The sequence below is a fragment of the Vogesella sp. LIG4 genome, assembly GCF_900090205.1.
GTDB lineage: Bacteria > Pseudomonadota > Gammaproteobacteria > Burkholderiales > Chromobacteriaceae > Vogesella.
In genome coordinates this window covers 1101733-1125114 of sequence record NZ_LT607802.1, presented here as the reverse complement: position 1 = coordinate 1125114, position 23382 = coordinate 1101733, and the positions used below count along the sequence as shown (strand labels likewise).

Below are 23382 nucleotides of genomic sequence, written 5' to 3'. Positions count from 1 at the left end.
GTTGATAGGTCGGGTGTGGAAGCGCTGTGAGGCGTGAAGCTAACCGATACTAATTGCTCGTGAGGCTTGACTCTATCATTTGAGGTGCTTTGCGGAAGCGAAGTGACAACAAATAGGGTGTGTGCGAGATACAAGATTCTACCGGCCGGGGAAACACGAAATTCCCTGGTAAGGCTTCGACAGTTTGATGACAGTTTATGTCTGGTGGCCATAGCGAGGTGGTCCCACGCCTTCCCATTCCGAACAGGACCGTGAAACGCCTCAGCGCCGATGATAGTGCGGATACCCGTGTGAAAGTAGGACACCGCCAGACTCCCCCACAAGAAGCCCAGCTCCGACGAGCTGGGCTTTGGTTTACCTGGCCGACTGCCGGTAAACGACCAGTTTTTCTGGTGACCATAGCGAAGCGGTACCACGCCTTCCCATTCCGAACAGGACCGTGAAACGCTTCAGCGCCGATGATAGTGCCGATTGCCGGTGTGAAAGTAGGACATTGCCAGAGCCCCTTGAAAAAAGCCCAGACCCAGGTCTGGGCTTTTTGCTTTCGTAGCTTTGCGTATGGGATGCCGCCCGGGGTCGGTGGTATCCTGCGGCAGATGAATCAATGCCGGCCCTGTGCCGCTAAAGCCGAGAGCACTGTCATGTCGTATCCCACTCCATCGTTCGAAAACAAGATCTGTCCGCCGGAACAGCTGGCGGAGAAGTTGGCCGCATTGCCGCGCCCCATCGTGTTCACCAATGGCTGTTTCGATATCCTGCACCGCGGGCATGTGACCTACCTGGCCCAGGCTCGCGCACTGGGTGCCAGTCTGGTACTGGGCCTGAATACCGATGCCTCGGTGAAGCGCCAGGGCAAAGGCGAGGACAGGCCAATCAATAACGAGCTGAACCGCGCCGCGGTGCTGGCGGCGCTGGAAAGCGTGAGCCTGGTGACCTGGTTCGATAGCGATACGCCGGCCGAACTGATCGAGCAGGTACAGCCGGATGTGCTGGTAAAAGGCGGCGACTGGCCGGTGGACAAGATCGTCGGCAGCGCCGAAACGTTGGCGCGCGGTGGCGAGGTGCACTCCATTCCCTTCCTGTTCGCTACCTCCACTACCGCCACCATCAAGAAAATCCGCGCCGCGGAAGGCCAATGAGCGCGCTGGCTTTTTCCGTGTTGCGCCAGTTGGCCGACGGGCGCTTTCATTCCGGCGAGGATATGGCGCAGGTGCTGGGCTGCTCGCGCACGCTGATCTGGCAGGCGGTGCACAAGCTGGAAAACGATTTCGGCATGACGGTGTTCAGCGTGCGCGGCCAGGGTTACCGGCTGCCGCAGCCGTTCGAGCTGCTGGAAGTGGGCAGCGTGCGCGCCGGCTTCACCGAGCTTGCGGCCAACGTGTGGACGCTGGCGCTGGCGGAGGAAATCGACTCCTCCAACACCCAGCTGATGACGCGCGCGGCGCAAGGCGCGCCGCATGGCCTGGTGCTGGCGGCAGAGCGGCAAACCGCCGGTCGTGGCCGCCTGGGGCGGCGCTGGCAGATGCCGCTGGGCGCCGGGTTGACCTTTTCCGTGCTGTGGCGCTTCGAGCGCGGCCTAGGCGGCCTGGCCGGGCTGTCGCTGGCGGTGGGCGTGGCCATGGTGCGTGCGCTGCGCAGCTTTGACGTGCCGGTGCAGCTGAAGTGGCCGAACGATGTGCTGCTGCATGGCCGCAAGCTGGCGGGCATCCTGATCGAATTGTCCGGCGATGCCCTGGGGCCGGCCGCGGTGGTGATCGGCATCGGCCTGAACATGGCCTCGCCGGGTGAAGTGGACCAGCCGGTGGCCAACCTGGCCGATGCCGGTTACAAGGTTGGCCGCAACGCCCTGCTGGCCGAGCTGCTGAACCAGCTGGCCGAGGTGCTGGCCAGCTTCGACCGCGACGGCTTTGCCGCCTTCCATGCAGAGTGGACCCAGTCGGCCGCCTATCTGCAGCAACCGGTGCTGCTGCGCTTCAGCCATGGCGAGCCGGTGGCCGGTGTGGCGCTGGGGGTGGACCCGCATGGCGCGCTGCAGGTGGAAACCGCCGAGGGCGCGCGGGTGTTCCATGTCGGCGAAGTCAGCCTGCGTGCGGCGCCATGAAACTGCTGATCGATGCCGGCAACAGCCGGGTGAAATGGGCGCTGTGGGATGGCCGCGAGCTGGGGCCGGTGACGGCGCTGGCACACGACGAACTGGCGCGGCTGGCGCAGGACTGGCAAGGCCTGGCTGTGGACGCGGTTTATGCGGCCAACGTGGCGCACGCGCATGTCCGCGCCGCCATTACCGCCGCTGCGCCGCTGCCGGTGCAGTGGCAGCGCTCGCAGCAGCAGGCGCTGGGGGTGCGCAATCATTACCGTGAAGTGGCCGAGCAGGGCGCCGACCGCTGGCTGGCGGTACTGGGCGCCCGCCGGCTGCAGGCCGGTGACCTGGTGATTGCCTGTGCCGGTACCGCGCTGACGGTGGAGGCGCTGACGGCAGAGGGCGATTACCTGGGCGGGCTGATCCTGCCCGGCTACCGGCTGATGCTGCAGTCGCTGGCGCAGAACACCGCCCAGCTCGACCGGCAGGCCGGGCTGGCCTGCGATTTCCCGCAGGGCACCGAGGACGCGCTGGCTTCCGGCGCCATCGATGCGCTGTGCGGTGCTATCCAGCGCATGCAGGGGCGTCTTGCGGCGCATACCGGGCGCCAGCCGCAGCTGATGCTGACCGGCGGCGATGCTGCCGTGCTGGCGGCGGCACTCCCGCCGGGGGCGCGTATCGTGGATAATCTGGTGCTTTATGGCTTAGCAAGCGTGGCAGACAGCGCATGAAGTGGTTAATCGGCTCACTGGTAGTACTGAATATTTTTGCCGGCCTGTATGCGGTCATCAAACAGAAACCGGCGCTGGACCTGAGCGCACGCGAGGTGAACGCCGGGCAATTGAAGCTGTTGCCGGCAGACTGGAAGCTGCCGCAGGCGGCTTCCGCGCCGCAGCCTGCCGCCATGCATGCCTCGGCGCCACTGGCGACGATCGCCTCCGCCCTTACGCCTGCGCTGCCGGCCCCGCAGGCCCCACAGGCCAAGGCAGCCTCGCAGCCGGTGGCTGCCGCGGTAGCTAAACCGCAGGAGAAGGCTGCGGCCAAGCCGGAGGCAAGCAAGGCGGCAGAGCCCAAAGACAGCAAGCCGCTGCCAGCCAAGGTGGAGGCCAAGGCGGCTGCGCCGGTGGCCAGCGCCAAACTGTGCCGCAGCTGGGGCCCGCTGAACCCGCAACAACTGGAACGGGTGCAGGGTGGCTTGCCGGCACTGAAGCTGGCGGCGCAGCCAAGCGCCAGCGTGACGGATGGCTTGCGTGGCTCCGGTCGCATCTGGGTGCACTACCCGCCGCTGGCCACCCAGGCAGAAACGCAGACCCTGGTATCCGAGCTGCGCAGCAAGGGCTTCGACAGCTATATCGTGAAGACCGATGGCGAATTCCATAATCACCTGTCGCTGGGGCTGTTCGGCAAGCAGGCAGCGGCCGACGACCTGTTGCGGCGCCTGAAGGCGGCCGGCTACGACAAGGGCGTGGCCGATGTACGCGGCGAGAAAGTGCAGCTGACCACCTTGAGCTTCAAGGCGCTGGACGATGCGACGGCGACGCACCTGAAAGCCTTGCAGCAGCGCTTGTTGTCGGGCATTCCGCTGCAGGAATGTCACTAACTCTCACAGGCAGGCCGCTGATGGCCTGCCTTTTTTGTTGATGCCATGCGCAGACAGCACTTCACCCGACTGCTGGACCAAGGTGTTCGCACCCGCAGCCTGTACCGCGAGCCGCTGACCTGGCTGCTGGGCGGGGCGATGGCCTTCATTGCCGGCGCACTGAATGCCGGCGGCTTCCTGGCAGTGCAGCGTTATACCTCGCATGTATCCGGCGTGGTGTCGTCGATGGCGGACAACCTGGTGCTAGGCGATATCGGCGCCATGTTGGCCGCATTGGCCTCGCTGGTGAGCTTCATCGCCGGCGCCGCGCATGCCGCCTGGCTGATCAACTGGGCGCGGCGTCAGCGCCTGCGCAGCGGCTATGGCGTGTCGCTGCTGGAGGAGTCGCTGTTGCTGCTGCTGTTCGGTGTGGCCGGCGCGGCGCTGGCCATCGCGCCGGAGTTCTTTGCCCCGCCCATCGTGCTGCTGCTGTGTTTCATCATGGGCATGCACAACACCATCGTTACCAAGCTGTCCGGTGGCTTGCTGCGTTCCACCCACATGACCGGCATCGCCACCGACATCGGTATCGAGCTGGCCAAGGCCAGCTATATCAACCGTGGCGGCGATGGCAAGGTGCCGCTGGTGAAGGCCAACCGCGACCGCCTCCACATCTATCTGTGGATCCTCGGCAGCTTCTTCGTTGGTGGCGTGGTGGGGGCGCTGGGCTTCAAGCACCTGGGCTACAGCTTCAGCGTGCCGCTGGCGCTGTTCCTGTTCGGGCTGGGGCTGCGGCCGCTGTGGTACGACCTCAAACTGCGCTGGCGCTGGTGGCGTAATCGGGTGGCCTGAGGTTTGAGCGGTGCTGGCTGTCATTACACTTAATACCCTGCGATTGCAAATCGCCGTGCGTTTGGCATAATCGATTGGCAATTTTTTGCCTTCAAAGGGATTAGAGATGAATTACCGCATGATCGCGGCAGCTGCACTGCTGCTGGGCAGCACGGTAGCGGGCGCTGCCACCGTCAAATATCAGCTGGGTGTAGAGGCTTATCACGAGACCTACAAGGAAACCAACGGTGGCCAGCCGTTCATGAAGGAAGAAGCGCCGATGCTGGGCCTGAACGGTGCCGCGATCATCGCTACTTCGCCGCTGGACGAAGTGGTGCTGGACGGTCGCTTTGCCCGCGGCAAGTCGGATTACACCGGCGCTTACCAGGGTGGGCAGTACGGTTCGGTGCAACTGTCCGACCTCAAGCGCCATACCTGGGAGCTGGGTGCTACCTACAAGCACCTGGTGCCGGACTGGGATGGCGCCAAACTGGGCCTGGGTATCGGCACCCGCTACCTGGAAGACCGTCTCGACAAATATGTCGGTGGCTACCGTCGTGAAAATACCCTGAATTACCTGAGTTTTGTGCTGGAGCGCCCGACCCAGCTCAGCGACGGCTGGAGCGTCAACCCGGCATTCAAATACAAGCTGCTGCTGAATGGCACGCAGAAGTCGCACGTGTCGGGCGGCACGCTGACGCACAACCAGGACAAGGGCATGGGCTACGATCTGAGCCTTGAGTTCGCCAAGACCAGCGGCCAGACCGAATGGGTCATTACCCCGTTCCTGCGCGCCTGGCACATCAAGACCTCGGAATCGGTCTACGTGGTAAACAACTCCACCCTGTACCAGACCTACGAGCCGGACAATACCACCAAGGAAATTGGCATTTCCCTGGGCGTACGCTTCTAAGCCGCATTCCGCATGACAGGGGCCCGGCATTGCCGGGCTCAGGCTGCTGACCAAGTACTTCGCTAACACTTTACCGAACCCGGCAAAGCCTGGCCGATCCAGCCAAGTTCTGAATTGGCAGCCTTCCCATTAGCAAAATAAGGTCCTTCCGCAATTGCGAAAGGACCTTGTCAACACGCTTGGCCCGGCTTTGCCGGGCCTTTGTCATTGCAGTGGCGGGCAGCGCTGGCCGTCGGGCTGGCTGCGGTCGCTGGTGGCCGGGTGGCTGGCGAACCAGCTGTGCTGGCCGGCCTCGGCTTCCTTGCCGGACAGTGCCGAGCGTTCGATACGCTGCAGCCCGTAGCCCAGCAGGCAGGGCGACAGGCCGTGGCGGCGCAGGGTGGCGAAGGCGAAGCTGTCGGCCTCGCGCTCGTGCTCGCGGCTGTAGCTGGCATTGGCCAGCGCCACGGGCAGCGCCAGGGTGAGGCTGCTGGCATCGCCGGTGATCAGGGTGAGCGCCGCCAGTACGCCGGTGCTTTCCACCGCGCTGCGCAGGCCGTGGCGCGCCTCCACGTGGCCAGCCTCGTGCGCCAGGATGGCATCCAGCTCCTCCGGCTGCGATACCACCCGCAGCAGCTGGTCGGTCACGACAATGCTGCCGCCGGGCAGGGCGAAGGCATTGGGGCCGATGTCCGGCGCGTCGCGCAGCCACACCTGGTAGTGATAGCGGCTGCCGGCCGGCAACAGCGCGGTGAGCCTGGCCTGCAGCGCCTGCTGCCGCGCGGCGGGGAAGCGGCTGGGGCGGATCAGCTCCTGCTGCTGCAGCCACTGCAGGGTGTGTGCGGCCAACTGTTGCTCGGTGCTGACCGGTATCCATTGCACCAGCACCCCGGCCAGTAGCGGCAGCAGGTAGCGCCAGGCGGCCCAGCACACTACCAGCGCCGCCAGCAGGGTGCCCAGCAGCGCGCGCCAGCTCTGCTGCAGCCAGTGGCTGCCGCGCTCGGCCAGCGGCAGGCCGCCAAGCAGGCGGCGAATGCCCACCCGGTCCGCCACTTCCAGCGTGCTACCATCCGGCAGGTGCAGCATGTCGGGCAGGGTGTCGATGCCGGCATCCAGCCGCACCTCGGCCAGCAGGTAGCGGCGGCTGTCGCTGCCGCTGTTCACCACCAGCTCGTCGTCGCTGCGGCCAACGTTGGCCGCACGGGCTTGCGGGCTCTTGCCGTCCCGCCACCAGGCGTCGATGCTTACCATCCCAGATCCAGCTCCAGCAGGCCGGCCAGCTCGTCGCCGCGGGCGTCGTCCAGCTCATTGAGTTCTGCATGCAGGCTGGCCAGGTCGCCGGCACCGAACAGCGCGATGTGTTCCAGCCAGGCATGCAGCGAGCGGATGCGCACCCACGGCCAGGCCAGGCCCAGGCTGAACAGCAGCGCCAGCGCATTGGACAGGTGCAGCCACAGCATGCGGCGGGTGGCGAGCCAGCATTCGATGCGATGCGACTGGCCGTGCATCTCCAGCGTGGTGTGATTCAGCAGCACGCGGTGCAGGGCCATATTGGCGTAGCCCAGGCAGGCCAGTAGCCAGGCCGCCATCATCGCGCCGGCAAAGACGAGATCGACACTGTGCATGCTGCGCCCGTTCGGGTTGGCAAGCAGCGCGATGGCATCGCCGATTTTCCAGATCAGGCCGCCCAGCGCACCGAAAGCAGCCAGGTACAGCAAACTGGCAAGCAGGCTGCCCAGCCCGGCCAGGTACAGGCGGCCAACGCAGTCATGCTGCTTCAGGCTGGCCTGCCCCAGCGTGCTGTGCTGCAGCAGGAAGCGCCGCTTGATCAGCATGGCGCGCGGCCAGAACAGGCCGAAAGTGAACGTCGTGGTCAGCCAGCTTTTGAGGTATGCCAAATAAGCCTGGCTCACTTTGCCGTTAAACCGCAGCCGCATCTGGTTCCAGCTGGTATTGGCCAGGCGAAAGCGCATCGCCTGCACCGCGATCCACGGCATGATGGCGAAGGCCACCATACCCAGCACGCCCTGCAGCGCGGGTGACCAGCCGCCGGACAGCTGCCACAGCACGAACAGCGCCAGCATCAGCAGCCGGCCTTTCAGAATGGCGACCGGGCGGCCGTGGTAGTCGAAGCGGCCGCCGGCCAGGCGGGTGTGGCCGAACAGGAAGCGCTGCGTGCGCACCTTGGCCCAGGCCGAGTAGATGCCCAGCGTCAGCACGGTGAGCACCAGGTTGCCCAGCCACAGCCGGTAGTAGCCACCGGCATCGGCGGTGAACTCGAACGGCAGACAGTCCTTGCGTTGCGGTTGCAGCCATTTCATCGTCTGTTTTCCCACGTAAGTGTTTAATTTTCCGTTACAAGCTTGCCGCCCGGCGCTCAACGCGGCACACTGCGCACTCCTGCGCCGAGAGGGCGCGGCAGCCTCCACCCGTCGGCTTGCAAGATGGACGGGAATCGTCGGATGCGGCCAACCTTTACCCGCGCTGCAGCCGGCGTGTTCTGTCACGGGGCTCTCCATGACTGACATCATCAAGGGCGACGGTGCCATCCGTCGTCAAGGCCTGTACGGCTCTTCCATTGAAAATACCTACGCCGGCGTACTGTCCTTCATGCGCCGCAACTACAGCCGCGACCTGACCGGTGCGGACGTAGTGGTTTCCGGCATTCCGCTGGACCTGTCCACCACCTTCCGTTCCGGCGCGCGCCAGGGCCCGCAGGCCATCCGCGCAGCCAGCGTGCAGCTGGCGGAACTGAAGCCGTACCCGTGGGGCTTCGACCCGTTCGATGACCTGGCGGTGATCGACTACGGCGACTGCTGGTTCGACGCGCACAACCCGCTCACCATCAAGCCGTCCATCATCGAGCACGCCCGTACCATCCTGGCCTCCGGCGCCAAGATGCTCACCTTCGGCGGTGACCACTTCGTTACCTACCCGCTGCTGATCGCACACGCCGAGAAGTATGGTAAGCCGTTGGCATTATTGCACTTCGATGCACACTGCGATACCTGGCAGGATGACGATCCGGACAGCCTGAACCACGGCACCATGTTCTACAAGGCAGTGAAGGAAGGCCTGGTAGACCCGAAGAAATCGGTACAGGTCGGCATCCGCACCTGGAACGATGATTTCATGGGCATCAACGTGCTGGGCGCACCGTGGGTGCATGACAACGGCGTGGACGCCACCATCGCCGAGATCAAGAAGACCATCGGCGATGCGCCGGTGTACGTGACCTTCGACATCGACTGCCTGGACCCGTCCTTCGCGCCGGGCACCGGCACCCCGGTACCGGGCGGCCTCACCACCGCGCAGGCGCTGAAGATCATCCGCAACCTGGGCGATCTGAACATCGTCGGCATGGACGTGGTGGAAGTGGCCCCCAGCTACGACCAGAGCGAAATCACCGCCATCGCCGCGGCGCACATTGCCTGTGACATGCTGTGCCTGATGCGTAACAAGAAGGTGGCCGGCAAGCTGTAAGCCGCCGCCGCGGCCAACGTTGGCCGCATAAAAAAACCGCGCCCTGTGCAGACACGGCGCGGTTTTTTCATGGGTGTTGACTCAATGCACGAGCAGCAACAACAGCAGCAGGCTCTCGCACAACTCGATGCCGGCGCCCAGGCAATCGCCGGTCATGCCGCCCAGCTTGTGCCGCAGATAGGCCCACCACCACAGCCCGGCCAGTGGCGCCAGCAGCAGCGCCGGCGCCAGCCACCACGAGGCGGCGGCCAGCAGCGCGGCGCTCAGCCAGAAACTGGCCCAGTGCGTGCGCCAGGCAAAGCGCTCGCCACTGCCGGGTGCCAGGCTGGGCAGGGTGGCGGACCACGCCACGGTGAACAGCCGCGCCCAGGCCGGCACCAGCAGCAGCGGCGCCAGCCCTGCCGCCAGCGCTGCTAGCCCGGACACGCGCAGCGCGTCCGGGGAAGGCAGCGCATGCTTCACCACCAGCATCAACAGCACCAGCTTGGCCAGCAGCTGGCTGGCCATGGCCAGCACGCCAAAGCTGCCCAGGTGCGGGTCTTTCAGTACCTCCAGGAAGCGCTCGCGCGAGCGGTGCGCGGCGCCTTGCGCGTCGGCCAGGTCGGCCAGACCGTCGATGTGCAGGCCGCCGGTTACCCACAGCCAGGCCAGCAGGCCCAGCAGCGCCGCCAGCCACGGGTCGAGCAGGCTGCCGGCCAGTACGGCCAGCCATACCGCCGCGCCGACCAGCAGGCCTACCGGGGCGAACCAGCGTGCGGCATCGGCCAGCCAGGCCGGGTCGAAGGTTTTCAGCTGCGGCGTTGGCAGCCGGGTCAGGAACTGGATGGCGAGAATCAGCGAACGCATGGCAGGTCAGGGTTGGCCGCAAGGTGGCATCAAGAGGTGGGCGGCTCCGGCGTTTCCAGCCGCAGCAGGTAGGCCGGGTGGCCTTCGAGGATGGACAGCTGCGCAAAGCCGCCGCGCTGTACCGCCATCAGGCGGGCGATGTTGAAGTCGGTGCCCAGCAGCTCGGCCAGCAGCACGTTGATCACGCCGCCGTGGCTGATCAGCACGCGGTGGCTGCCGCGTGCCTCGCGCATCCAGCCGGCAAACCCCATCAGCACCCGGCTGCGGAACACCTCGAAGCGCTCGCCGCCTTCCGGTGTCAGCAGGCCGCGCGCCAGCAACGTCTGCCAGTCCGGCGTTTCGGCGGCGATATCGGCCAGCGGCCGCAGCTCCCAGCTGCCGAAATCGCATTCGGTCAGCAGCGGCACCACGTGCAGCGGCACGCCGCTGACCAGTGCCTGCTGCACGGCAAACTCGCGGCAGCGCTGCAGCGGCGAGGTAGCCATGCAGCTTACCGGCGCATGGCGCACGATGCGCTGCCAGCTGGCGGCCATCGCCGCACGGCCGGCATCGTTGAGCGGCAGGTCGCTGCTGCCGACCAGCCGGCCCTGGTGGTCGATGTCGCCGTGGCGCAGCAGGGTGAGGGTGTAGGGGTTCACTCGTTTTTACCGGCCACGCCGGCCTCGGCAAAGGTGGCCATGCCGGCGTGCAGCGCAATGGCCTGTTGCAGCAGCGGAATCGCCAGCGCCGCGCCGGAGCCTTCACCCAGGCGCAGGCCGAAGTCGATCAGCGGCGTCAGCCCCAGGCTGGCCAGCGCCAGCGCATGGCCGGTTTCCTGCGAGCAGTGGCTGGCCAGCAGCCACGGGGCGATGTCCGGGGCGATGGCCTGGGCCACCAGCGCAGCAGCCGTGCTGATGAAGCCGTCCAGCAGCAGCGGCACGCCCTGCGCCGCGCCTTCCAGGTAGAAGCCGGCCATGGCGGCGATCTCCAGCCCGCCCAGCTCGGCCAGCAGCGCCTGGCCGTCCAGGTCCGGCGCCACGCGCGCCAGCGCGTCGGCCACCACCTGGCGCTTGTGCGCCAGCGCGGCATCGTTCACACCGGTACCGCGGCCAACGATGGCCTCCGGGCTGTGGCCGCCCAGGCGGCAGATCAGCGCCGCCGACGGCGTGGTGTTGCCGATGCCCATGTCGCCGGCGATCAGCAGGCTGGCGCCATCGGCAATGGCGCGGCGCGCGGCCATGCGGCCAACCTCCAGCGCTGCCGCGCATTGTTCTGCCGTCATCGCCGGCTCGCGGCGGATGTTGCCGCTACCGGCGCGCACCTTGGCGTGCACGATGGGCAGCGCGGCAAGGTCGGCGGCCACGCCGGCATCCACCACCTCCAGCCGCGCCTGGTTGCAGCGTGCCAGCACGCTGATGGCGGCACCGCCGTGCACGAAGTTGGCCACCATGGCGCCGGTTACCTCCGGCGGGTAGGCGGACACACCTTCGGCGCATACACCGTGGTCGCCGGCAAACACGGTGATGGCCGGCTTCAGCGGCTGCGGAATCTCGCGGCGCTGCAGGCCGGCCAGGGTAATGGCGAGGTCCTCCAGTTTGCCCAGGCTGCCGGCCGGCTTGGTCAGTTGTTGCTGGCGTGCGCTGGCGGCATCGCGGGCGGAGAAATCGGGTGCGGGAATGCGGAACATGATGTCCTTGCTATGGAGGCGGCGCAGCGGCCGTTTAAGGGTGATGGCGCGACCATACGGCAGGCTCCGCGCGCTGGCAATTGTCTTGCGCTGGAATAAGCAAATCGCCGCGCATGGGGGCGGGGGGCTGCAGCTACGGGTATAATGCGCGCCTTGCAGGTGTCCGGCGTGCAAGAACCTGTTTACGATCTGCTGCGCTTCGGCGATACAGCGTTGAAAACGTCTTCGGAATGCTCATTGACTTCATGTCAATTCCGCTTCCTCAGCCGTTTTCGCCTTGTCTCGCCCTGGCTCGCGAGAACGTAAACAGGCTCTGGTCCGCCGGATGAAACGGGAAGTCGGTACAAGTCCGGCGCTGCCCCCGCAACGGTAAGGCCTGATGACGCGTGTCATCCAGGAGCGACCACAGCCACTGCCCATCGGGCGGGAAGGCGTCGCCCCGCAAGGCCGAGCCCGGAGACCGGCCTGCGATTCGGGCGCCGTGGAATCGTGCCCTGCTGGAGCATCGCGGGGAGGCGATTCGACAGTTCGTAGCGCCCGCTGCGTGCGTCCCGAGTATTTCTCCGCACTCCGTTTTTTCCTCCTGGAGTGTGTCTTACATGTTCAATACCAAACCGTTGGCTGCGCTGGTAGCGCTGGCCTGTGCCCCGGCCGCCATGGCCGCTACCGTTACCCAGCTGGACGAAGTGGTGGTTACCGCCACCCGCGTGGCCGACAAGGCCAGCGAACTGCCGGCCAACGTTACCGTGATCACCGCCGCCGACATCGCCAGCAGCCCGGCCCGTACCGTGCAGGAACTGCTGTCCGCCGTGGCCGGTGTACATCTGTTCAACATGTCCGGTTCTGCCAGCGGCGGTACGGTGGACCTGCGGGGCTTTGGCGTGACCGGTGTCAGCAACACGCTGATCCTGGTGGATGGCGTCAAGCAGAATACCAATGACTTGGCTGTTCCCAACCTGGCCGGCATTCCGCTGCAGGCGATCGAGCGCATTGAGGTGGTACGTGGCAGTGGCGCGGTGGCCTATGGTGGCGGCACCACCGGCGGCGTGGTCAACATCATCACCCGCAACGGCTTCAAGGATCAGCCCAGCGTACGTGCCACCTTCACCATGGGCAGCCAGGACCTGAAGCAGCTGGACGTGGCGGTGCATCAGGCCAGCGCGCAGGTGGCGCTGGATGCCTACGTGCAGTCGATGACCGGTGATAACTATCGCCGTAACAATGCCGAGCGCAACGACAACGGCGGCATCAGCGCTACCTGGCGCCACGATGGCGGCGATGTGCGCTTCTACGCCCGCAACAGCAACCAGGGTTTGCGCCTGCCGGGGGGCAGGCAAATCGATCCAGCCGCGGGTATCAACCAGTTTGCGTCGGACTCGCGGGGAACCAGCAGCCCCAATGACTACGCCGAAACCCGGGCTCAGGACTATGGCCTGCAAGCTCGACAGGAGTTGGCCGGTGGCTTGGTGTATTTCGATCTCGCGCAGAGGCATAAAAACACCTTTACCAACTGGGGCAGTGCACACGACCAGCGCAGCGCTGACGAAACTAACACTAGCCTGCGCTACGAGCGCGAGCTGGGGGCTCACCGCTTGGCCGTGGGCGTGGATGGACAGAATTCCGCCACAGACGTAGATGGTACTTATGCGACCAGTCGCATCAAGCAACAGTTGTTAGGTGTATTTGCCGACGCACTGCTGCGCCCGCAGGCCGGCACCACCGTGAATGTGGGGGTGCGCAACCAGCATGTGGACGACGATGTAAGCAACCTCAGCTCACCGAGTCACAGTTACCAGAAGCAGCAGGAACTGAATGCCTGGCAACTGGGTATCCGACAGGCATTGACTCCGTCGCTGGATGTGTACGCCAAGCTGGGACAGAGTTTCCGTATCGCTAATGCTGATGAACAGTCTTATGCTGCGGCGCCGCCGCTGTTGCCGCAGGTCTCACATGACAAGGAAGTCGGTGTGGCCTGGCTGCAAGGGGGCAGCAGCGTGCGTGCCGCACTGTTCCGTTACGACCTGAACAACGAAATTCATTACAACCCGTTAAGCTATTTCAACGTCAACCTCGACCCGACCCGTCGGCAGGGCGTGGAGCTGGAAGGCAAGACCCAACTGGCGCCGCAGTGGCAGCTGAACGGCAATCTGACCTGGCAGCAGGCCACCTTCCGTTCCGGTGTGGCTGGTGGTGTGGACCTGGCTGGCAATACCGTGCCGATGGTGCCGCACTGGCTGGCCAATGTCGGCCTGACCTGGCTGCCGCAGCAGGCCACCCGTGTTGGACTGGAACTGCAGTATGTCGGCAAGCAGCGCATGGATAACGATGAGGCCAACCAGTTCGCCACCCAGCTGTCCGCCTACACCCTGGTCAACCTCAAGCTCAGCCACCAGTACAGCAAGCATGTCGATGTGAGCCTGGCGGTGAACAACCTGCTCGACAAGCGCTACGCCAGCTATGGCTACAGGGAAGACAATATCGGCAGCACTGGCAAGTATGACCTGCTCCCAGGCAGCGGGCGTACCATGCAGGCTTCGCTGACCCTGAGCTACTGATCGCGCCATGAAACACCTCATCACCGGCGGCGCCCGCAGCGGCAAGAGCCGCCATGCCGAGCAGCTGGCGCTGGCCCATGCCGGGCCGGTGCGTTACGTGGCTACTGCCGAGCGGCGTGCCGGTGACGAGGCGTTCGCCGCGCGTATCGTCCACCATCAGGCCCGGCGGCCGGCCTCCTGGCAGCTGGCCGAGCCCGGGCGCGAACTGGCCGCAGTACTGGCGGCGGCAGTGCCGGACGAATTGTTGCTGGTCGATTGCATGGGCATGTGGCTGATGCGCTTCTTCGGCATGGATGGCCGCTTTGACCGCGATGGCTGGCCGCAGCAACGTGCCGCCTTGCTGCAGGCGCTGGCGGAAACGCCGGCCAGCGTGTTGCTGGTGAGCAACGAGATCGGCTGGGGCGTGATACCGCTGGGCGAGGAAACCCGCGTGTTCGTGGACGAACTGGGCTGGCTGAACCAGGAGCTGGCGGCGATCTGCCCGCTGGTGACGCTGGTTGCTTGCGGCCAACCTTTGCGCCTGAAGGGGCCGGCATGAAGCGGCTGCTGTTGGCCGCATGCGGGCTGGCAGCCTTGCCGGCCATGGCCCAGCTCAGTGTGCGCGACGGCCTGGGGCTGGCGGTTACCTTGCCGCACCCGGCGCAGCGCATCGTGGCACTGTCGCCGCATCTGGTGGAGGACATGTACGCCATCGGCGCCGAGCGCCTGCTGGTTGGCGCGGTGGATTACAGCGACTACCCGCCGGCGGCGCGGCAGCTGCCGCGGGTGGGCGGCTACAGCGGCGTGAGCCTGGAGGCCGTGCTGCGGCAGAAGCCGGACCTGGTGCTGGCCTGGCGCGACGGCAACAATGGCCGCGAGCTGACCCGGCTGCGCGAGCTGGGCGTGCCGGTGTACGTCAGCGCCCCGGTGGCGCTGCCGGACGTGGCGGCGGAAATGCGCCGGCTCGGCAAGCTGAGCGGGCATGTTGCCGGCGCCGAAGCGGCGGCCGGGCGCTTCGAGAACGGGCTGGCGCAGCTGAAACAGCGCTACCGCCCGGCAGCGGCGCTGCGGGTGTTTGTGCAGGTGGGCGACAACCCGCTGTTTACCGTCAGCAGCCGGAGTTTTCTTGGTGCATTGCTGCCGCTGTGCGGTGGCAGCAATGTATTCGGCACGCTGCCGCTGGCGGCGCCGCAGGTCAGCACCGAGGCGGTATTGGCGGCAAAACCACAGGTGATGCTGGGGCTGGATAGTGAGCTGCGCCGCCGTTGGCAGGCCTGGCCGCAGCTGCCGGCAGTGCGTGACGGCCTGCTGTTCAGCCTGCCGGCCGACCCGGTCAGCCGGCCCGGCCCACGGCTGTTGCAGGGCGCTGCCAGCGTGTGCGAGGTGTTGAACACCGCCCGCCGCAAGCTGGGTTTGACGCCCTCCTGACGCCCCGTTATCCTCGCCGCCATGGAACAAGAACTCGACTATCTGGAAAGCCGTGTCGCCGCGCTGATTGCGCGCGTGCATGAGCTGGATGCGCAAAATGGCCGCCTTTCCGCCGCGCTGGGCGATGCCTTGCGCGACAATGCCGAGCTGAAATTCGCGCTGGAAGAAACCCGCCACCGTGTGGCGGCGCTGATCGACCGCCTGCCCAGGGAGGAAGAGGCATGAGCGATGTGGTTCAGATCGACGTGACCCTGCTGGGTCGTCAGTTCACCATCGGCACGCCGCCGGAAGAGCGCGAAACGCTGGAGCAGGCGGTGCGGCTCCTGGCCGAGAAAATCGACACCATCCAGGCCGGCGGCCGGGTGATGGATGCCGACAAGGTGGCCATCATGGCGGCGCTGAATATCGCCCACGATCTGCTCAAGACAAAATTGGGCGATGGCGGCTTGGAGATGTCCGCGATACAGCGTAAAATACGCAGCATGGGCGAGGCCGCCGACCAGGCGTTGTCCGCCAGTCAGCAGAACCTGTTCTAGGCCGCTGACACAGAATATCCGCTTACCCCCTGCGGTGTTCGGAAAGGCTCCTAAATTCCTTTGTACCAATGCGTTCGCTTTGGTTGCTAGCAGTAGGTTGCAGGTGTGTCGTGCCCCTTGCGGGTACGCCCGAAGCAACTGGCAGGCGGCCCCCTGGAAACAGGGTACAAGCGAATTTTGCCGGACCGACACTCGCGGGGGACTCCCTTCCCCCCGGCTAACGCCGTCATGACCGAAAACACCACCGTCATCGACAAGCAGGCCTTGCGCCGCCAGGTGCGCCGCGCGCGCATGTCGCTGTCTCCGCAGCAGCGTGCCGCTGCCATGCGGCTGGTGGTTCGCCATGCCTCGCGCTTCCTGCGCCGCGGCAAACGTATCGGCGCCTACCTGGCAGCCGGCTCCGAACTGGATCTCGAAGAGCTGATCAGCACCACGCTGTGGCGTGGCGGCGAGGTGTTCCTGCCGCAGATTCCCAATGGCAGCCGCCGGCTGTGGTTCAGCCGTCTGGGGGATGCCGCCCGCTGGTACAACCATCCGCGTTACGGCATTGCCGAGTACGACGGCCCCTGCCTGCGCGCCGAGCGGCTGGACGTGCTGTTCGTGCCCTTGCTGGCGGTGGATGCACAGGGCTACCGCATGGGGCAGGGTGGCGGCTTCTACGACAGCACGCTGGCATTCCGCCAGCGTCATCCGCAGCGCCGGCCGCTGCTGGTGGGCGTGGCCTACGATTGCCAGCGGGTGGCAGCGGTGCCGCGCGAAGCCTGGGATGTGCGCCTGGACTACCTGGTTACCGAAAGCGGGTTGTATCGCTTCCGCTGAGTGTTGTAGCAGTTCGTCACAAATCCACACATTTCCTTAACGAAAACCCGCAGCAGCTCTGATAGGCTGAAAGTGTTTATTTTCTGGAGCTAAGCCATGAAACGTCATTGGCCGCAGTCGTTGCTGTTGGTATCTCTCGGACTGGCGCTGGTATGTCCGCCGGTGTTTGCCACGCCGGAATGGAAAGGCAACGGCGACAATCGTTCGCAGGACCAATCCTACGGCAACCAGGGCGAGATTCCCCCCTGGCAGCAGGGCAAGAAGCACGACAAGGAGTGGAAGCGCGACAAGCACGACAAGCACGAGCATGACAGCAAGTACGAGCGGCGCGATGAACGCGGCCGCCGTTACGAAAGCGCAGGCCTTTCCGACCGCGATGCCCGTCGCTTCGCCTACGAGTCGCACCTGAACTACGGCGAATACCGCTCGCTGCCGCCGGGCATCCGCAAGAATATGGAACGTGGCAAGCCACTGCCTCCAGGCATTGCCAAGCGCTACGTGCCGCACGACATGCTGGTGCGCCTGCCGGTGCACCCGGGCTACGAATGGCGGGTAGTCGGCACCGACCTGGTACTGGTCACGGTGGGCACGCTCATCGTGCAGGAAGTGCTGATGGATATCTTCATGAACCACTGATGCCGCAAGGCAGGTGTATCAACGCCGGCAGGCCGCAGATGGCTTGCCGGCGTTTTGTTTTGCTGGCGGTCTGCCCGCCAGCGCCACCACCACCACTACGGGCACGGCGTGCTACCTGATATCGCCGACACGGCGGATAATGCAGTTTCGATACATTGATGAGCGCTGGGCGCCGGTCGGCCAGCGAAACCACACCATGCGCTACTGGCTGATGAAATCCGAACCCGACGAAGTGGGCATCGCCCACCTTGCGGCCAACCCTGATGCGCTGTTCGAGTGGACCGGCGTGCGCAATTACCAGGCTCGCAACTTCATGCGCGACGACATGCAGCCGGGTGACCTGCTGCTGTTCTGGCATTCCTCCTGCCCCGAGCCGGGCATTGCCGGCATCGCCGAGGTGGCGAGCGCCGCGCATGCCGATTCCAGCCAGTTCGACCCGGCCAGCCCCTACCACGACCCCAAATCCGACCCGGCCAAGCCGCGCTGGCAGTGCGTGGACGTGCGCTTTGTGCGCCAGACGCGGCTGGTGTCGCCGCAGGAGCTGCGCCAGCACCCGCAGTTGGAGGAGATGACGGTGCTCAAGCGTGGCAACCGGCTGTCCATCACCCCGGTTACCGAGGCGGAATGGGCCTACCTGACGCAAGTGGTGCTGTGATGCTGTCGTTGTCGATGTTCGCGGTATTGCTGGGTTTTGGTGCCATTGCCGGCTTTCTGGCCGGCCTGCTGGGCGTGGGCGGCGGGCTGGTGATCGTGCCGGTGGTGGTGGGTGTGCTGGAGGCGGCAAGGCTGGGCGGCAACCACGTGCAGCACCTGGCGGTGGGCACCTCGCTGGCGGTGATGGTGTTTACCAGTGTTTCCAGCGTGCGGGCGCATCACAAGAAAGGCGCGGTGGACTGGCGCATCGTGCGGGGCATGGCACCGGGCATGGTGCTGGGTACCTTTGGCGGCAGCCTGCTGGCCGGGCTGATTCCCAGCCAGGCGCTGCGCTGGTTCTTCGTGCTGTATGCCTACCTGGTCGGTGCGCAGATGTTTCTGGGCGCCAAGCCGGCCGCCAGCCGCGACATGCCTGGCATTGCGGGGCAGAGTGCCGCCGGCGGCGTCATCGGCATGATCTCCAGCTGGGTGGGCATTGGCGGCGGCTCGATGAGTGTGCCGTTCATGGGCTGGTGCAATGTGCCGGTGCATACCGCCATTGCCACCAGCGCGGCGCTGGGCTGGCCCATCGCGGTGTCCGGCGCCATCGGCTACCTGGCCAGCGGCTGGCAGCAGCCGGGGCTGCCGTGGGGCGCGCTGGGTTTCATCTACCTGCCGGCCATGCTGGCGCTGATGCTGATGACGGTGCTGATGGCGCCGCTGGGCGCGCGTGCCGCACATGCGCTGCCGGTGCCCAAGCTGAAAAAGGCCTTTGCCGTGCTGATGGTGGTGATGGCCAGTGAAATGCTGATTGGCCTGCTGCGGCATGGTTGAGGCGGATGGGGCCGCGGGGTTGGCCGCATGCGGCCAAGCCAGGCTGCTGGCAAAGCCGGGTCGCTCCTGCCAGACCATTGCAGCGGCAGCCTTCCTGGTTACACGGCAAAGCCATTTCGCGATGCGAAAGGGCTTTGCCAATGCGCCAGGGTCTGGCCGCATGCGGCCAACCCTTGCTGTTTTTTTGGGCAGCCTGGCAGCATGCCGCCTCGCCGTGGCCGCCATGCGCCGTATATAATGGCGCGATTGATTTTGCTCGCCATTTTTCGCCTTTCTCAGACAAAGAACATCATGCAAGAACATTACAGCCCGCGCGAAATCGAAGCCGCCGCGCAACAGAAATGGCAGCAGACCGCCGCCTTCAAGGCCGTGGAAGACACTTCGCGTCCCAAGTACTACGCGCTGTCCATGTTCCCGTACCCGTCCGGCAAGCTGCACATGGGTCACGTGCGCAACTACACCATTACCGACGTGCTGGCGCGCTTCAAGCGTCACCAGGGCTTCAATGTGCTGCAACCGATGGGCTGGGACGCCTTCGGCCTGCCGGCCGAGAACGCGGCGATGAAGAATGGCGGCGCACCGGCTGCCTGGACCTACGCCAACATCGAGTACATGAAGAAGCAGCTGGACAGCCTGGGCTTTGCCCTGGACTGGGAGCGCGAGCTGGCCACCTGCAAGCCGGACTACTACCGCTGGGAGCAGTGGCTGTTCACCCGCCTGTTCGAGAAGGGCGTGATCTACAAGAAAAACGGCGTGGTGAACTGGGACCCGGTGGACCAGACCGTGCTGGCCAACGAGCAGGTGGTGGATGGCCGCGGCTGGCGCTCCGGCGCGCTGGTGGAAAAGCGCGAAATCCCGATGTACTACTTCGCCATCACCCGCTACGCCGACGAGCTGCTGAACGACCTGGACAAGCTGGACGGCTGGCCGGAACAGGTCAAGACCATGCAGCGCAACTGGATCGGCAAGAGCTTCGGCGCCGAGGTGACCTTCGCCTATGACCAGGCCAGCATCGGCCACGACGGCCAGCTGAAGGTATACACCACCCGTCCGGACACCCTGATGGGCGCCACCTACGTGGCGGTAGCCGCCGAGCACCCGCTGGCCACCCAGGCCGCGGCGGGCAATGCCGAACTGGCCGCCTTCGTGGCCGAATGCAAGAAGGGCGGCGTGTCCGAAGCCGACATCGCCACCCAGGAAAAGCGCGGCATGGATACCGGCCTGTTCGTGATCCACCCGCTGACAGGCGCCAAGCTGCCGGTATGGGTAGCCAACTACGTGCTGTGGGGCTACGGCGAAGGCGCGGTAATGGCGGTGCCGGCGCACGACGAGCGCGATTTCGAGTTTGCCAACAAATACCAGCTGGCCATCAAGCAGGTGTACCGCAAGGCCGACGGCGAAGACGGCTTCGATGCGGCCAACTGGCAGGAATGGTACGGCGCCAAGGAAGGGCTGCTCACCGTAGGCAGCGGCAAGTACGACGGCCTGGGTTTTGACGCCGCCTTCGACGCCATCGTTGCCGACCTGGAAGCCAAGGCCTCCGGCGCCAAGAAAACCCAGTACCGCCTGCGTGACTGGGGTATCAGCCGCCAGCGCTACTGGGGCTGCCCGATCCCCATCATCCACTGCCCGTGCTGCGGCGACGTGCCGGTGCCGGAAAAAGACCTGCCGGTGGTGCTGCCGGAGAATGTGATTCCGGATGGCGCCGGCAGCCCGCTGGCCAAGATGCCGGAATTCTACGAAACCAGCTGCCCCAAGTGCGGCGGCGCGGCCAAGCGCGAAACCGACACCATGGACACCTTCGTGGAGTCCAGCTGGTACTACGCGCGCTACGCCAGCCCCAAGTGCGACACCGCGATGCTGAACAAGGATGCGGCCAACTACTGGCTGCAGGTGGACCAGTACGTGGGCGGCATCGAACACGCCATCCTGCACCTGCTGTACGCCCGCTTCTTCCACAAGCTGATGCGTGACGAAGGCCTGGTGGACAGCGACGAGCCGTTCAAGAGCCTGCTGACCCAGGGCATGGTGGTGTGCGAAACCTTCCACCGCGACCTGCCCAACGGCGCCAAGGACTGGATCGCCCCGCAAGACGTGGTGCTGGAGCGCGACGGCAAGGGCAAGATCATTGCCGCCACCCACCGCGTGGACGGCCAGCCGGTGCAGATCGGCGGCATCGAGAAGATGTCCAAGTCCAAGAACAACGGCGTGGACCCGCAGGAGTTCATCGAGAAATACGGCGCCGACACCGCGCGCCTGTTCATGATGTTCGCCGCCCCGCCGGACCAGTCGCTGGAATGGTCCGATGCCGGCGTGGAAGGCGCGCACCGCTTCCTGAAGCGGCTGTGGAAAACCGCTCGCGAGCACGTGGCAGCCGGCGTTGCCGCGCCGTACGCCGGCGGAGAGCTGAACGCCAGCCAGAAAGAGCTGCGCTTCAAGCTGCACAGCACCATCCAGAAAGTGGCCGACGATTACGGCCGCCGTCAGCAGTTCAACACCGCCATCGCCGCGGTGATGGAGCTGCTCAACACCTTCGACAAGGCCGATACCGCCGGTGACGTTGGCCGCAGCGTGGCGCAGGAAGTGCTGGAAGCCGCCACCGTGCTGCTGTCGCCCATCGTGCCGCACGTGACCGACGCCATCTGGAACGAGCTGCAGCCGGGCAGCGAACTGCTGGACGCGCCGTGGCCGCAGGTGGACGAGGCCGCGCTGGTGAAGAGCGAGATCGAGCTGATGATCCAGGTGAACGGCAAGCTGCGCGGCAGCATCACCGTGGCTGCCGACGCTGCCAAGGACGCCATCGAGGCCGCCGCGCTGGCGCACGACAACGTGGCCAAGTTCATGGAAGGCAAGCCGGCGAAGAAGGTGATTGTGGTGCCGGGCCGACTGGTCAATATCGTAGTCTAAACCGCCGCGCGGCATTGGCCGCGCGGACGCTCCGGCGGCGCGGTCAGACCCGCGCCGCTGTCACATGGAAGAGCTGCAATGAAACGACTGCTGCGCAATATCGCCCTGCTGGCCTGCATCGGCACCCTGTCCGCCTGCGGCTTCCAGCTGCGTGGCCTGGGTACCCCGCTGACGCAGACTGCGCCGTTGAGCTTCACCACCCTGCGGGTTGCCAAGACCGGCAGCCTGCAATCGTCGCTGGAAACCGCGCTGCGCCGTGACGGCCGCATCCAGTTCGAGAACCTGCAAGGCACGCCCGACGCGGTGCTGAACATCGTCAGCGAGGAAGATCGCAAGGATGTGCTGGGTGTCAGCCTGGCCGGTAACGTCAACGAATACCTGCTGATCTACACCGTGACTGCCACCATCCAGCGCCTGCAGGACGATGCGCCGCTGCCGCTCACCGTCACCCTGCGCCGCACCATGAGCTACAGCGACTCGGTAACGCTGGGCAAGGAACGCGAAGAATCACTGCTGCGCGAAGACATGCGCAAGGAAGCCGCCAGCCAGCTGGTGCGCCGCCTGGGCTACCTGCCTGCGCCGGGAAGCAAGGCCGATGCCGGCAAACAGCCCTGAGGCGCTGAAAGAGCAGCTGGCGCGTAGTGCGCCGGCCCCGCTGTACCTGGTGTACGGCGAGGAGGCGCTGCTGGCGCTGGAGGCTGCCGACAGCATCCGCGCCGCCGCGCGCGCCGCCGGCTACCTGGAGCGCGAAGTGCTGACGGTGGAAGGCGGCAATTTCGACTGGTCGCAGCTGCGCGATGCCATGAGCAGCGTATCGCTGTTCGCCTCGCTCAAGCTGCTGGAGATCCGCATCCCCGGTGGCAAACCCGGCACCGAGGGCGGCGAGGCGCTGCAGCAGCTGGCGGCCAATCCGCCGGACGATACTGTCACGCTGATCCAGCTGCCCAAGCTCGACAAGACGCAGCAGAAGAGCAAGTGGTTCACCGCGCTGGAGAAAAGCGCGGTGCTGGTGGAAGCGCGGCCGGTGGGCCGCAGCGAGCTGCCGGCGTGGATCGCCCGCCGCCTCAAGCTGCAGGGCCAGACCCTGGGCCACGATGCCGCGGTGTTCTTCGCCGACCGGGTGGAAGGCAACCTGCTGGCGGCCAAGCAGGAAATCGACAAGCTGGCGCTGCTGTACCCGCAGGGCGAGCTGACGCTGGAGCAACTGCGCGAGGCGGTGGCCAATGTGGCGCGCTTCGACGTGTTCCATCTGTCGGAAAGCTGGCTGGCCGGCGATACCGCCCGCGCCACGCGCATGCTGGACGGGCTGGAAGCGGAAGGCGAGGCGCCGGTGCTGGTGTTGTGGTCGTTCACCGAGGACGTGCGCATGCTGATCCGCCTCGGCCGTGGCCTGCAGGAAGGCCGCACCGTGCGCGACATGGCCAACGAGCTGCGGCTGTGGGGCGACAAGCAACGCCTGGCCGAGCCGGCGCTCAAGCGCATCGGCGGCAAGCAGCTGATGGCGGCGCTGGCCGAGTGCGCGCGCATCGATCGCCAGATCAAGGGCGTGGAGCCCGGCGAGCCCTGGCACAGCCTGCGCCGGCTGGCCGCCAGGTTGGCCGCAAGGTAGTGCCGATCGGCAGGGAGAAGGCCCGGAACAATGTTCCGGGCTTTTTTACGTGCGGGGCAGTGTCAGGTG

24 protein-coding genes, 2 rRNA genes, 1 other RNA gene and 1 riboswitch are annotated in these 23382 nt (G+C 65.7%); of the genes, 22 read left to right on the top strand and 5 right to left on the bottom strand.

Annotation, left to right across the window (positions count from 1 at the left end):
• Positions 1–200: 200 nt before the first annotated feature.
• The 8 genes from rrf (PSELUDRAFT_RS05280) (at position 201) to PSELUDRAFT_RS05245 (ending at position 5403) form a co-directional block, all read left to right on the top strand.
• Positions 201–313: ribosomal RNA gene (gene rrf, locus PSELUDRAFT_RS05280) — 5S ribosomal RNA — on the top strand.
• 75 nt (positions 314–388) lie between these two features.
• Positions 389–502: ribosomal RNA gene (gene rrf, locus PSELUDRAFT_RS05275) — 5S ribosomal RNA — on the top strand.
• A gap of 139 nt (positions 503–641) precedes the next feature.
• Complete coding sequence (rfaE2, locus tag PSELUDRAFT_RS05270; protein ID WP_088965850.1) at positions 642–1139, top strand: D-glycero-beta-D-manno-heptose 1-phosphate adenylyltransferase; 498 nt, start codon at positions 642–644, stop codon at positions 1137–1139.
• Entirely contained in the window at positions 1136–2101 is a 966-nt protein-coding gene (locus tag PSELUDRAFT_RS05265; protein WP_088965849.1) for a biotin--[acetyl-CoA-carboxylase] ligase, read from the top strand. Before rfaE2 ends, PSELUDRAFT_RS05265 begins: the two co-directional genes overlap by 4 nt.
• Positions 2098–2811 (top strand): type III pantothenate kinase, encoded by a 714-nt coding sequence (locus PSELUDRAFT_RS05260; RefSeq protein WP_088965848.1) that lies wholly within the window; start codon positions 2098–2100, stop codon positions 2809–2811. The genes PSELUDRAFT_RS05265 and PSELUDRAFT_RS05260 overlap by 4 nt, the downstream gene beginning before the upstream one ends.
• A complete protein-coding gene (locus PSELUDRAFT_RS19990; RefSeq protein ID WP_088965847.1) occupies positions 2808–3680 on the top strand; it encodes an SPOR domain-containing protein in 873 nt (290 codons plus the stop codon). Before PSELUDRAFT_RS05260 ends, PSELUDRAFT_RS19990 begins: the two co-directional genes overlap by 4 nt.
• A gap of 45 nt (positions 3681–3725) precedes the next feature.
• Positions 3726–4511: a YoaK family protein gene (locus PSELUDRAFT_RS05250; protein WP_088965846.1), complete on the top strand. Its 786-nt coding sequence runs from the start codon at positions 3726–3728 to the stop codon at positions 4509–4511.
• Between the two features lie 106 nt (positions 4512–4617).
• Entirely contained in the window at positions 4618–5403 is a 786-nt protein-coding gene (locus PSELUDRAFT_RS05245; protein WP_088965845.1) for a hypothetical protein, read from the top strand.
• Between the two features lie 204 nt (positions 5404–5607).
• Here the strand turns inward: PSELUDRAFT_RS05245 and PSELUDRAFT_RS05240 are convergent, their stop codons facing one another.
• Both PSELUDRAFT_RS05240 and PSELUDRAFT_RS05235 read right to left on the bottom strand, forming a co-directional pair.
• Positions 5608–6633 (bottom strand): M48 family metallopeptidase, encoded by a 1026-nt coding sequence (locus PSELUDRAFT_RS05240; RefSeq protein WP_088965844.1) that lies wholly within the window; start codon positions 6631–6633, stop codon positions 5608–5610.
• Entirely contained in the window at positions 6627–7703 is a 1077-nt protein-coding gene (locus tag PSELUDRAFT_RS05235; protein WP_157725022.1) for a YjgN family protein, read from the bottom strand. The genes PSELUDRAFT_RS05240 and PSELUDRAFT_RS05235 overlap by 7 nt, the downstream gene beginning before the upstream one ends.
• Positions 7704–7899: 196 nt before the next feature.
• Between PSELUDRAFT_RS05235 and speB the strand changes: the two genes are divergently transcribed.
• Positions 7900–8865 (top strand): agmatinase, encoded by a 966-nt coding sequence (speB, locus tag PSELUDRAFT_RS05230; RefSeq protein WP_088965842.1) that lies wholly within the window; start codon positions 7900–7902, stop codon positions 8863–8865.
• 81 nt (positions 8866–8946) lie between these two features.
• Here speB and PSELUDRAFT_RS05225 read toward each other — a convergent pair whose 3' ends face one another.
• The 3 genes from PSELUDRAFT_RS05225 to cobT are packed head-to-tail and all read right to left on the bottom strand — an operon-like array spanning position 8947 to position 11377.
• Complete coding sequence (locus PSELUDRAFT_RS05225; RefSeq protein WP_088965841.1) at positions 8947–9711, bottom strand: adenosylcobinamide-GDP ribazoletransferase; 765 nt, start codon at positions 9709–9711, stop codon at positions 8947–8949.
• A 29-nt stretch (positions 9712–9740) separates the two neighbouring features.
• Positions 9741–10349 carry a histidine phosphatase family protein gene (locus tag PSELUDRAFT_RS05220; RefSeq protein WP_088965840.1) on the bottom strand — a complete coding sequence of 203 codons (609 nt, stop codon included), beginning with the start codon at positions 10347–10349 and terminating at the stop codon, positions 9741–9743.
• Positions 10346–11377: a nicotinate-nucleotide--dimethylbenzimidazole phosphoribosyltransferase gene (cobT, locus tag PSELUDRAFT_RS05215; protein ID WP_088965839.1), complete on the bottom strand. Its 1032-nt coding sequence runs from the start codon at positions 11375–11377 to the stop codon at positions 10346–10348. Before cobT ends, PSELUDRAFT_RS05220 begins: the two co-directional genes overlap by 4 nt.
• Before the next feature lie 291 nt (positions 11378–11668).
• Positions 11669–11861: riboswitch (cobalamin riboswitch) on the top strand.
• Positions 11862–11976: 115 nt separating this feature from the next.
• On the opposite strand from cobT, the gene PSELUDRAFT_RS05210 reads away from it, so the two are divergent.
• The 13 genes from PSELUDRAFT_RS05210 (at position 11977) to holA (ending at position 23313) form a co-directional block, all read left to right on the top strand.
• Positions 11977–13932, top strand: a complete 1956-nt coding sequence (locus PSELUDRAFT_RS05210) for a TonB-dependent receptor (protein WP_088965838.1) — start codon at positions 11977–11979, stop codon at positions 13930–13932.
• Positions 13933–13939: 7 nt separating this feature from the next.
• On the top strand, positions 13940–14470 hold the full coding sequence (cobU, locus tag PSELUDRAFT_RS05205) for a bifunctional adenosylcobinamide kinase/adenosylcobinamide-phosphate guanylyltransferase (RefSeq protein WP_088965837.1): 531 nt from the start codon (positions 13940–13942) through the stop codon (positions 14468–14470).
• Complete coding sequence (locus PSELUDRAFT_RS05200) at positions 14467–15339, top strand: cobalamin-binding protein (protein ID WP_088965836.1); 873 nt, start codon at positions 14467–14469, stop codon at positions 15337–15339. The genes cobU and PSELUDRAFT_RS05200 overlap by 4 nt, the downstream gene beginning before the upstream one ends.
• A gap of 21 nt (positions 15340–15360) precedes the next feature.
• The gene (locus tag PSELUDRAFT_RS05195) at positions 15361–15564 is read left to right on the top strand and encodes a hypothetical protein (protein ID WP_088965835.1); all 204 of its coding nucleotides are present in this window, start codon (positions 15361–15363) and stop codon (positions 15562–15564) included.
• Positions 15561–15875 (top strand): cell division protein ZapA, encoded by a 315-nt coding sequence (locus PSELUDRAFT_RS05190; RefSeq protein WP_088965834.1) that lies wholly within the window; start codon positions 15561–15563, stop codon positions 15873–15875. The genes PSELUDRAFT_RS05195 and PSELUDRAFT_RS05190 overlap by 4 nt, the downstream gene beginning before the upstream one ends.
• Before the next feature lie 23 nt (positions 15876–15898).
• Positions 15899–16080: non-coding RNA, 6S RNA (gene ssrS / locus PSELUDRAFT_RS05185), on the top strand.
• A 23-nt stretch (positions 16081–16103) separates the two neighbouring features.
• Positions 16104–16694, top strand: a complete 591-nt coding sequence (locus tag PSELUDRAFT_RS05180; RefSeq protein WP_088965833.1) for a 5-formyltetrahydrofolate cyclo-ligase — start codon at positions 16104–16106, stop codon at positions 16692–16694.
• Between the two features lie 96 nt (positions 16695–16790).
• The gene (locus tag PSELUDRAFT_RS05175) at positions 16791–17330 is read left to right on the top strand and encodes an anti-virulence regulator CigR family protein (RefSeq protein WP_088965832.1); all 540 of its coding nucleotides are present in this window, start codon (positions 16791–16793) and stop codon (positions 17328–17330) included.
• Between the two features lie 196 nt (positions 17331–17526).
• A complete protein-coding gene (locus PSELUDRAFT_RS05170) occupies positions 17527–17985 on the top strand; it encodes an EVE domain-containing protein (protein WP_088965831.1) in 459 nt (152 codons plus the stop codon).
• A complete protein-coding gene (locus tag PSELUDRAFT_RS05165) occupies positions 17985–18797 on the top strand; it encodes a sulfite exporter TauE/SafE family protein (RefSeq protein ID WP_088965830.1) in 813 nt (270 codons plus the stop codon). The genes PSELUDRAFT_RS05170 and PSELUDRAFT_RS05165 overlap by 1 nt, the downstream gene beginning before the upstream one ends.
• Positions 18798–19088: 291 nt before the next feature.
• Positions 19089–21704 (top strand): leucine--tRNA ligase, encoded by a 2616-nt coding sequence (leuS, locus tag PSELUDRAFT_RS05160; RefSeq protein ID WP_088965829.1) that lies wholly within the window; start codon positions 19089–19091, stop codon positions 21702–21704.
• Between the two features lie 78 nt (positions 21705–21782).
• Entirely contained in the window at positions 21783–22319 is a 537-nt protein-coding gene (lptE, locus tag PSELUDRAFT_RS05155) for an LPS assembly lipoprotein LptE (protein ID WP_088965828.1), read from the top strand.
• Complete coding sequence (gene holA / locus PSELUDRAFT_RS05150; RefSeq protein ID WP_088965827.1) at positions 22300–23313, top strand: DNA polymerase III subunit delta; 1014 nt, start codon at positions 22300–22302, stop codon at positions 23311–23313. Before lptE ends, holA begins: the two co-directional genes overlap by 20 nt.
• The last annotated feature ends 69 nt before the right edge of the window (positions 23314–23382 follow it).

Bases quoted from the DNA above. Each gene is read 5' to 3' on its own strand.
- rfaE2 (WP_088965850.1), top strand. From the start codon at position 642: ATGTCGTATCCCACTCCATCGTTCGAAAACAAGATCTGTCCGCCGGAA.
- PSELUDRAFT_RS05265 (WP_088965849.1), top strand. From the start codon at position 1,136: ATGAGCGCGCTGGCTTTTTCCGTGTTGCGCCAGTTGGCCGACGGGCGC.
- PSELUDRAFT_RS05260 (WP_088965848.1), top strand. From the start codon at position 2,098: ATGAAACTGCTGATCGATGCCGGCAACAGCCGGGTGAAATGGGCGCTG.
- PSELUDRAFT_RS19990 (WP_088965847.1), top strand. From the start codon at position 2,808: ATGAAGTGGTTAATCGGCTCACTGGTAGTACTGAATATTTTTGCCGGC.
- PSELUDRAFT_RS05250 (WP_088965846.1), top strand. From the start codon at position 3,726: ATGCGCAGACAGCACTTCACCCGACTGCTGGACCAAGGTGTTCGCACC.
- PSELUDRAFT_RS05245 (WP_088965845.1), top strand. From the start codon at position 4,618: ATGAATTACCGCATGATCGCGGCAGCTGCACTGCTGCTGGGCAGCACG.
- PSELUDRAFT_RS05240 (WP_088965844.1), bottom strand. From the start codon at position 6,633: ATGGTAAGCATCGACGCCTGGTGGCGGGACGGCAAGAGCCCGCAAGCC.
- PSELUDRAFT_RS05235 (WP_157725022.1), bottom strand. From the start codon at position 7,703: ATGAAATGGCTGCAACCGCAACGCAAGGACTGTCTGCCGTTCGAGTTC.
- speB (WP_088965842.1), top strand. From the start codon at position 7,900: ATGACTGACATCATCAAGGGCGACGGTGCCATCCGTCGTCAAGGCCTG.
- PSELUDRAFT_RS05225 (WP_088965841.1), bottom strand. From the start codon at position 9,711: ATGCGTTCGCTGATTCTCGCCATCCAGTTCCTGACCCGGCTGCCAACG.
- cobT (WP_088965839.1), bottom strand. From the start codon at position 11,377: ATGTTCCGCATTCCCGCACCCGATTTCTCCGCCCGCGATGCCGCCAGC.
- PSELUDRAFT_RS05210 (WP_088965838.1), top strand. From the start codon at position 11,977: ATGTTCAATACCAAACCGTTGGCTGCGCTGGTAGCGCTGGCCTGTGCC.
- cobU (WP_088965837.1), top strand. From the start codon at position 13,940: ATGAAACACCTCATCACCGGCGGCGCCCGCAGCGGCAAGAGCCGCCAT.
- PSELUDRAFT_RS05200 (WP_088965836.1), top strand. From the start codon at position 14,467: ATGAAGCGGCTGCTGTTGGCCGCATGCGGGCTGGCAGCCTTGCCGGCC.
- PSELUDRAFT_RS05195 (WP_088965835.1), top strand. From the start codon at position 15,361: ATGGAACAAGAACTCGACTATCTGGAAAGCCGTGTCGCCGCGCTGATT.
- PSELUDRAFT_RS05190 (WP_088965834.1), top strand. From the start codon at position 15,561: ATGAGCGATGTGGTTCAGATCGACGTGACCCTGCTGGGTCGTCAGTTC.
- PSELUDRAFT_RS05180 (WP_088965833.1), top strand. From the start codon at position 16,104: ATGACCGAAAACACCACCGTCATCGACAAGCAGGCCTTGCGCCGCCAG.
- PSELUDRAFT_RS05175 (WP_088965832.1), top strand. From the start codon at position 16,791: ATGAAACGTCATTGGCCGCAGTCGTTGCTGTTGGTATCTCTCGGACTG.
- PSELUDRAFT_RS05170 (WP_088965831.1), top strand. From the start codon at position 17,527: ATGCGCTACTGGCTGATGAAATCCGAACCCGACGAAGTGGGCATCGCC.
- PSELUDRAFT_RS05165 (WP_088965830.1), top strand. From the start codon at position 17,985: ATGCTGTCGTTGTCGATGTTCGCGGTATTGCTGGGTTTTGGTGCCATT.
- leuS (WP_088965829.1), top strand. From the start codon at position 19,089: ATGCAAGAACATTACAGCCCGCGCGAAATCGAAGCCGCCGCGCAACAG.
- lptE (WP_088965828.1), top strand. From the start codon at position 21,783: ATGAAACGACTGCTGCGCAATATCGCCCTGCTGGCCTGCATCGGCACC.
- holA (WP_088965827.1), top strand. From the start codon at position 22,300: ATGCCGGCAAACAGCCCTGAGGCGCTGAAAGAGCAGCTGGCGCGTAGT.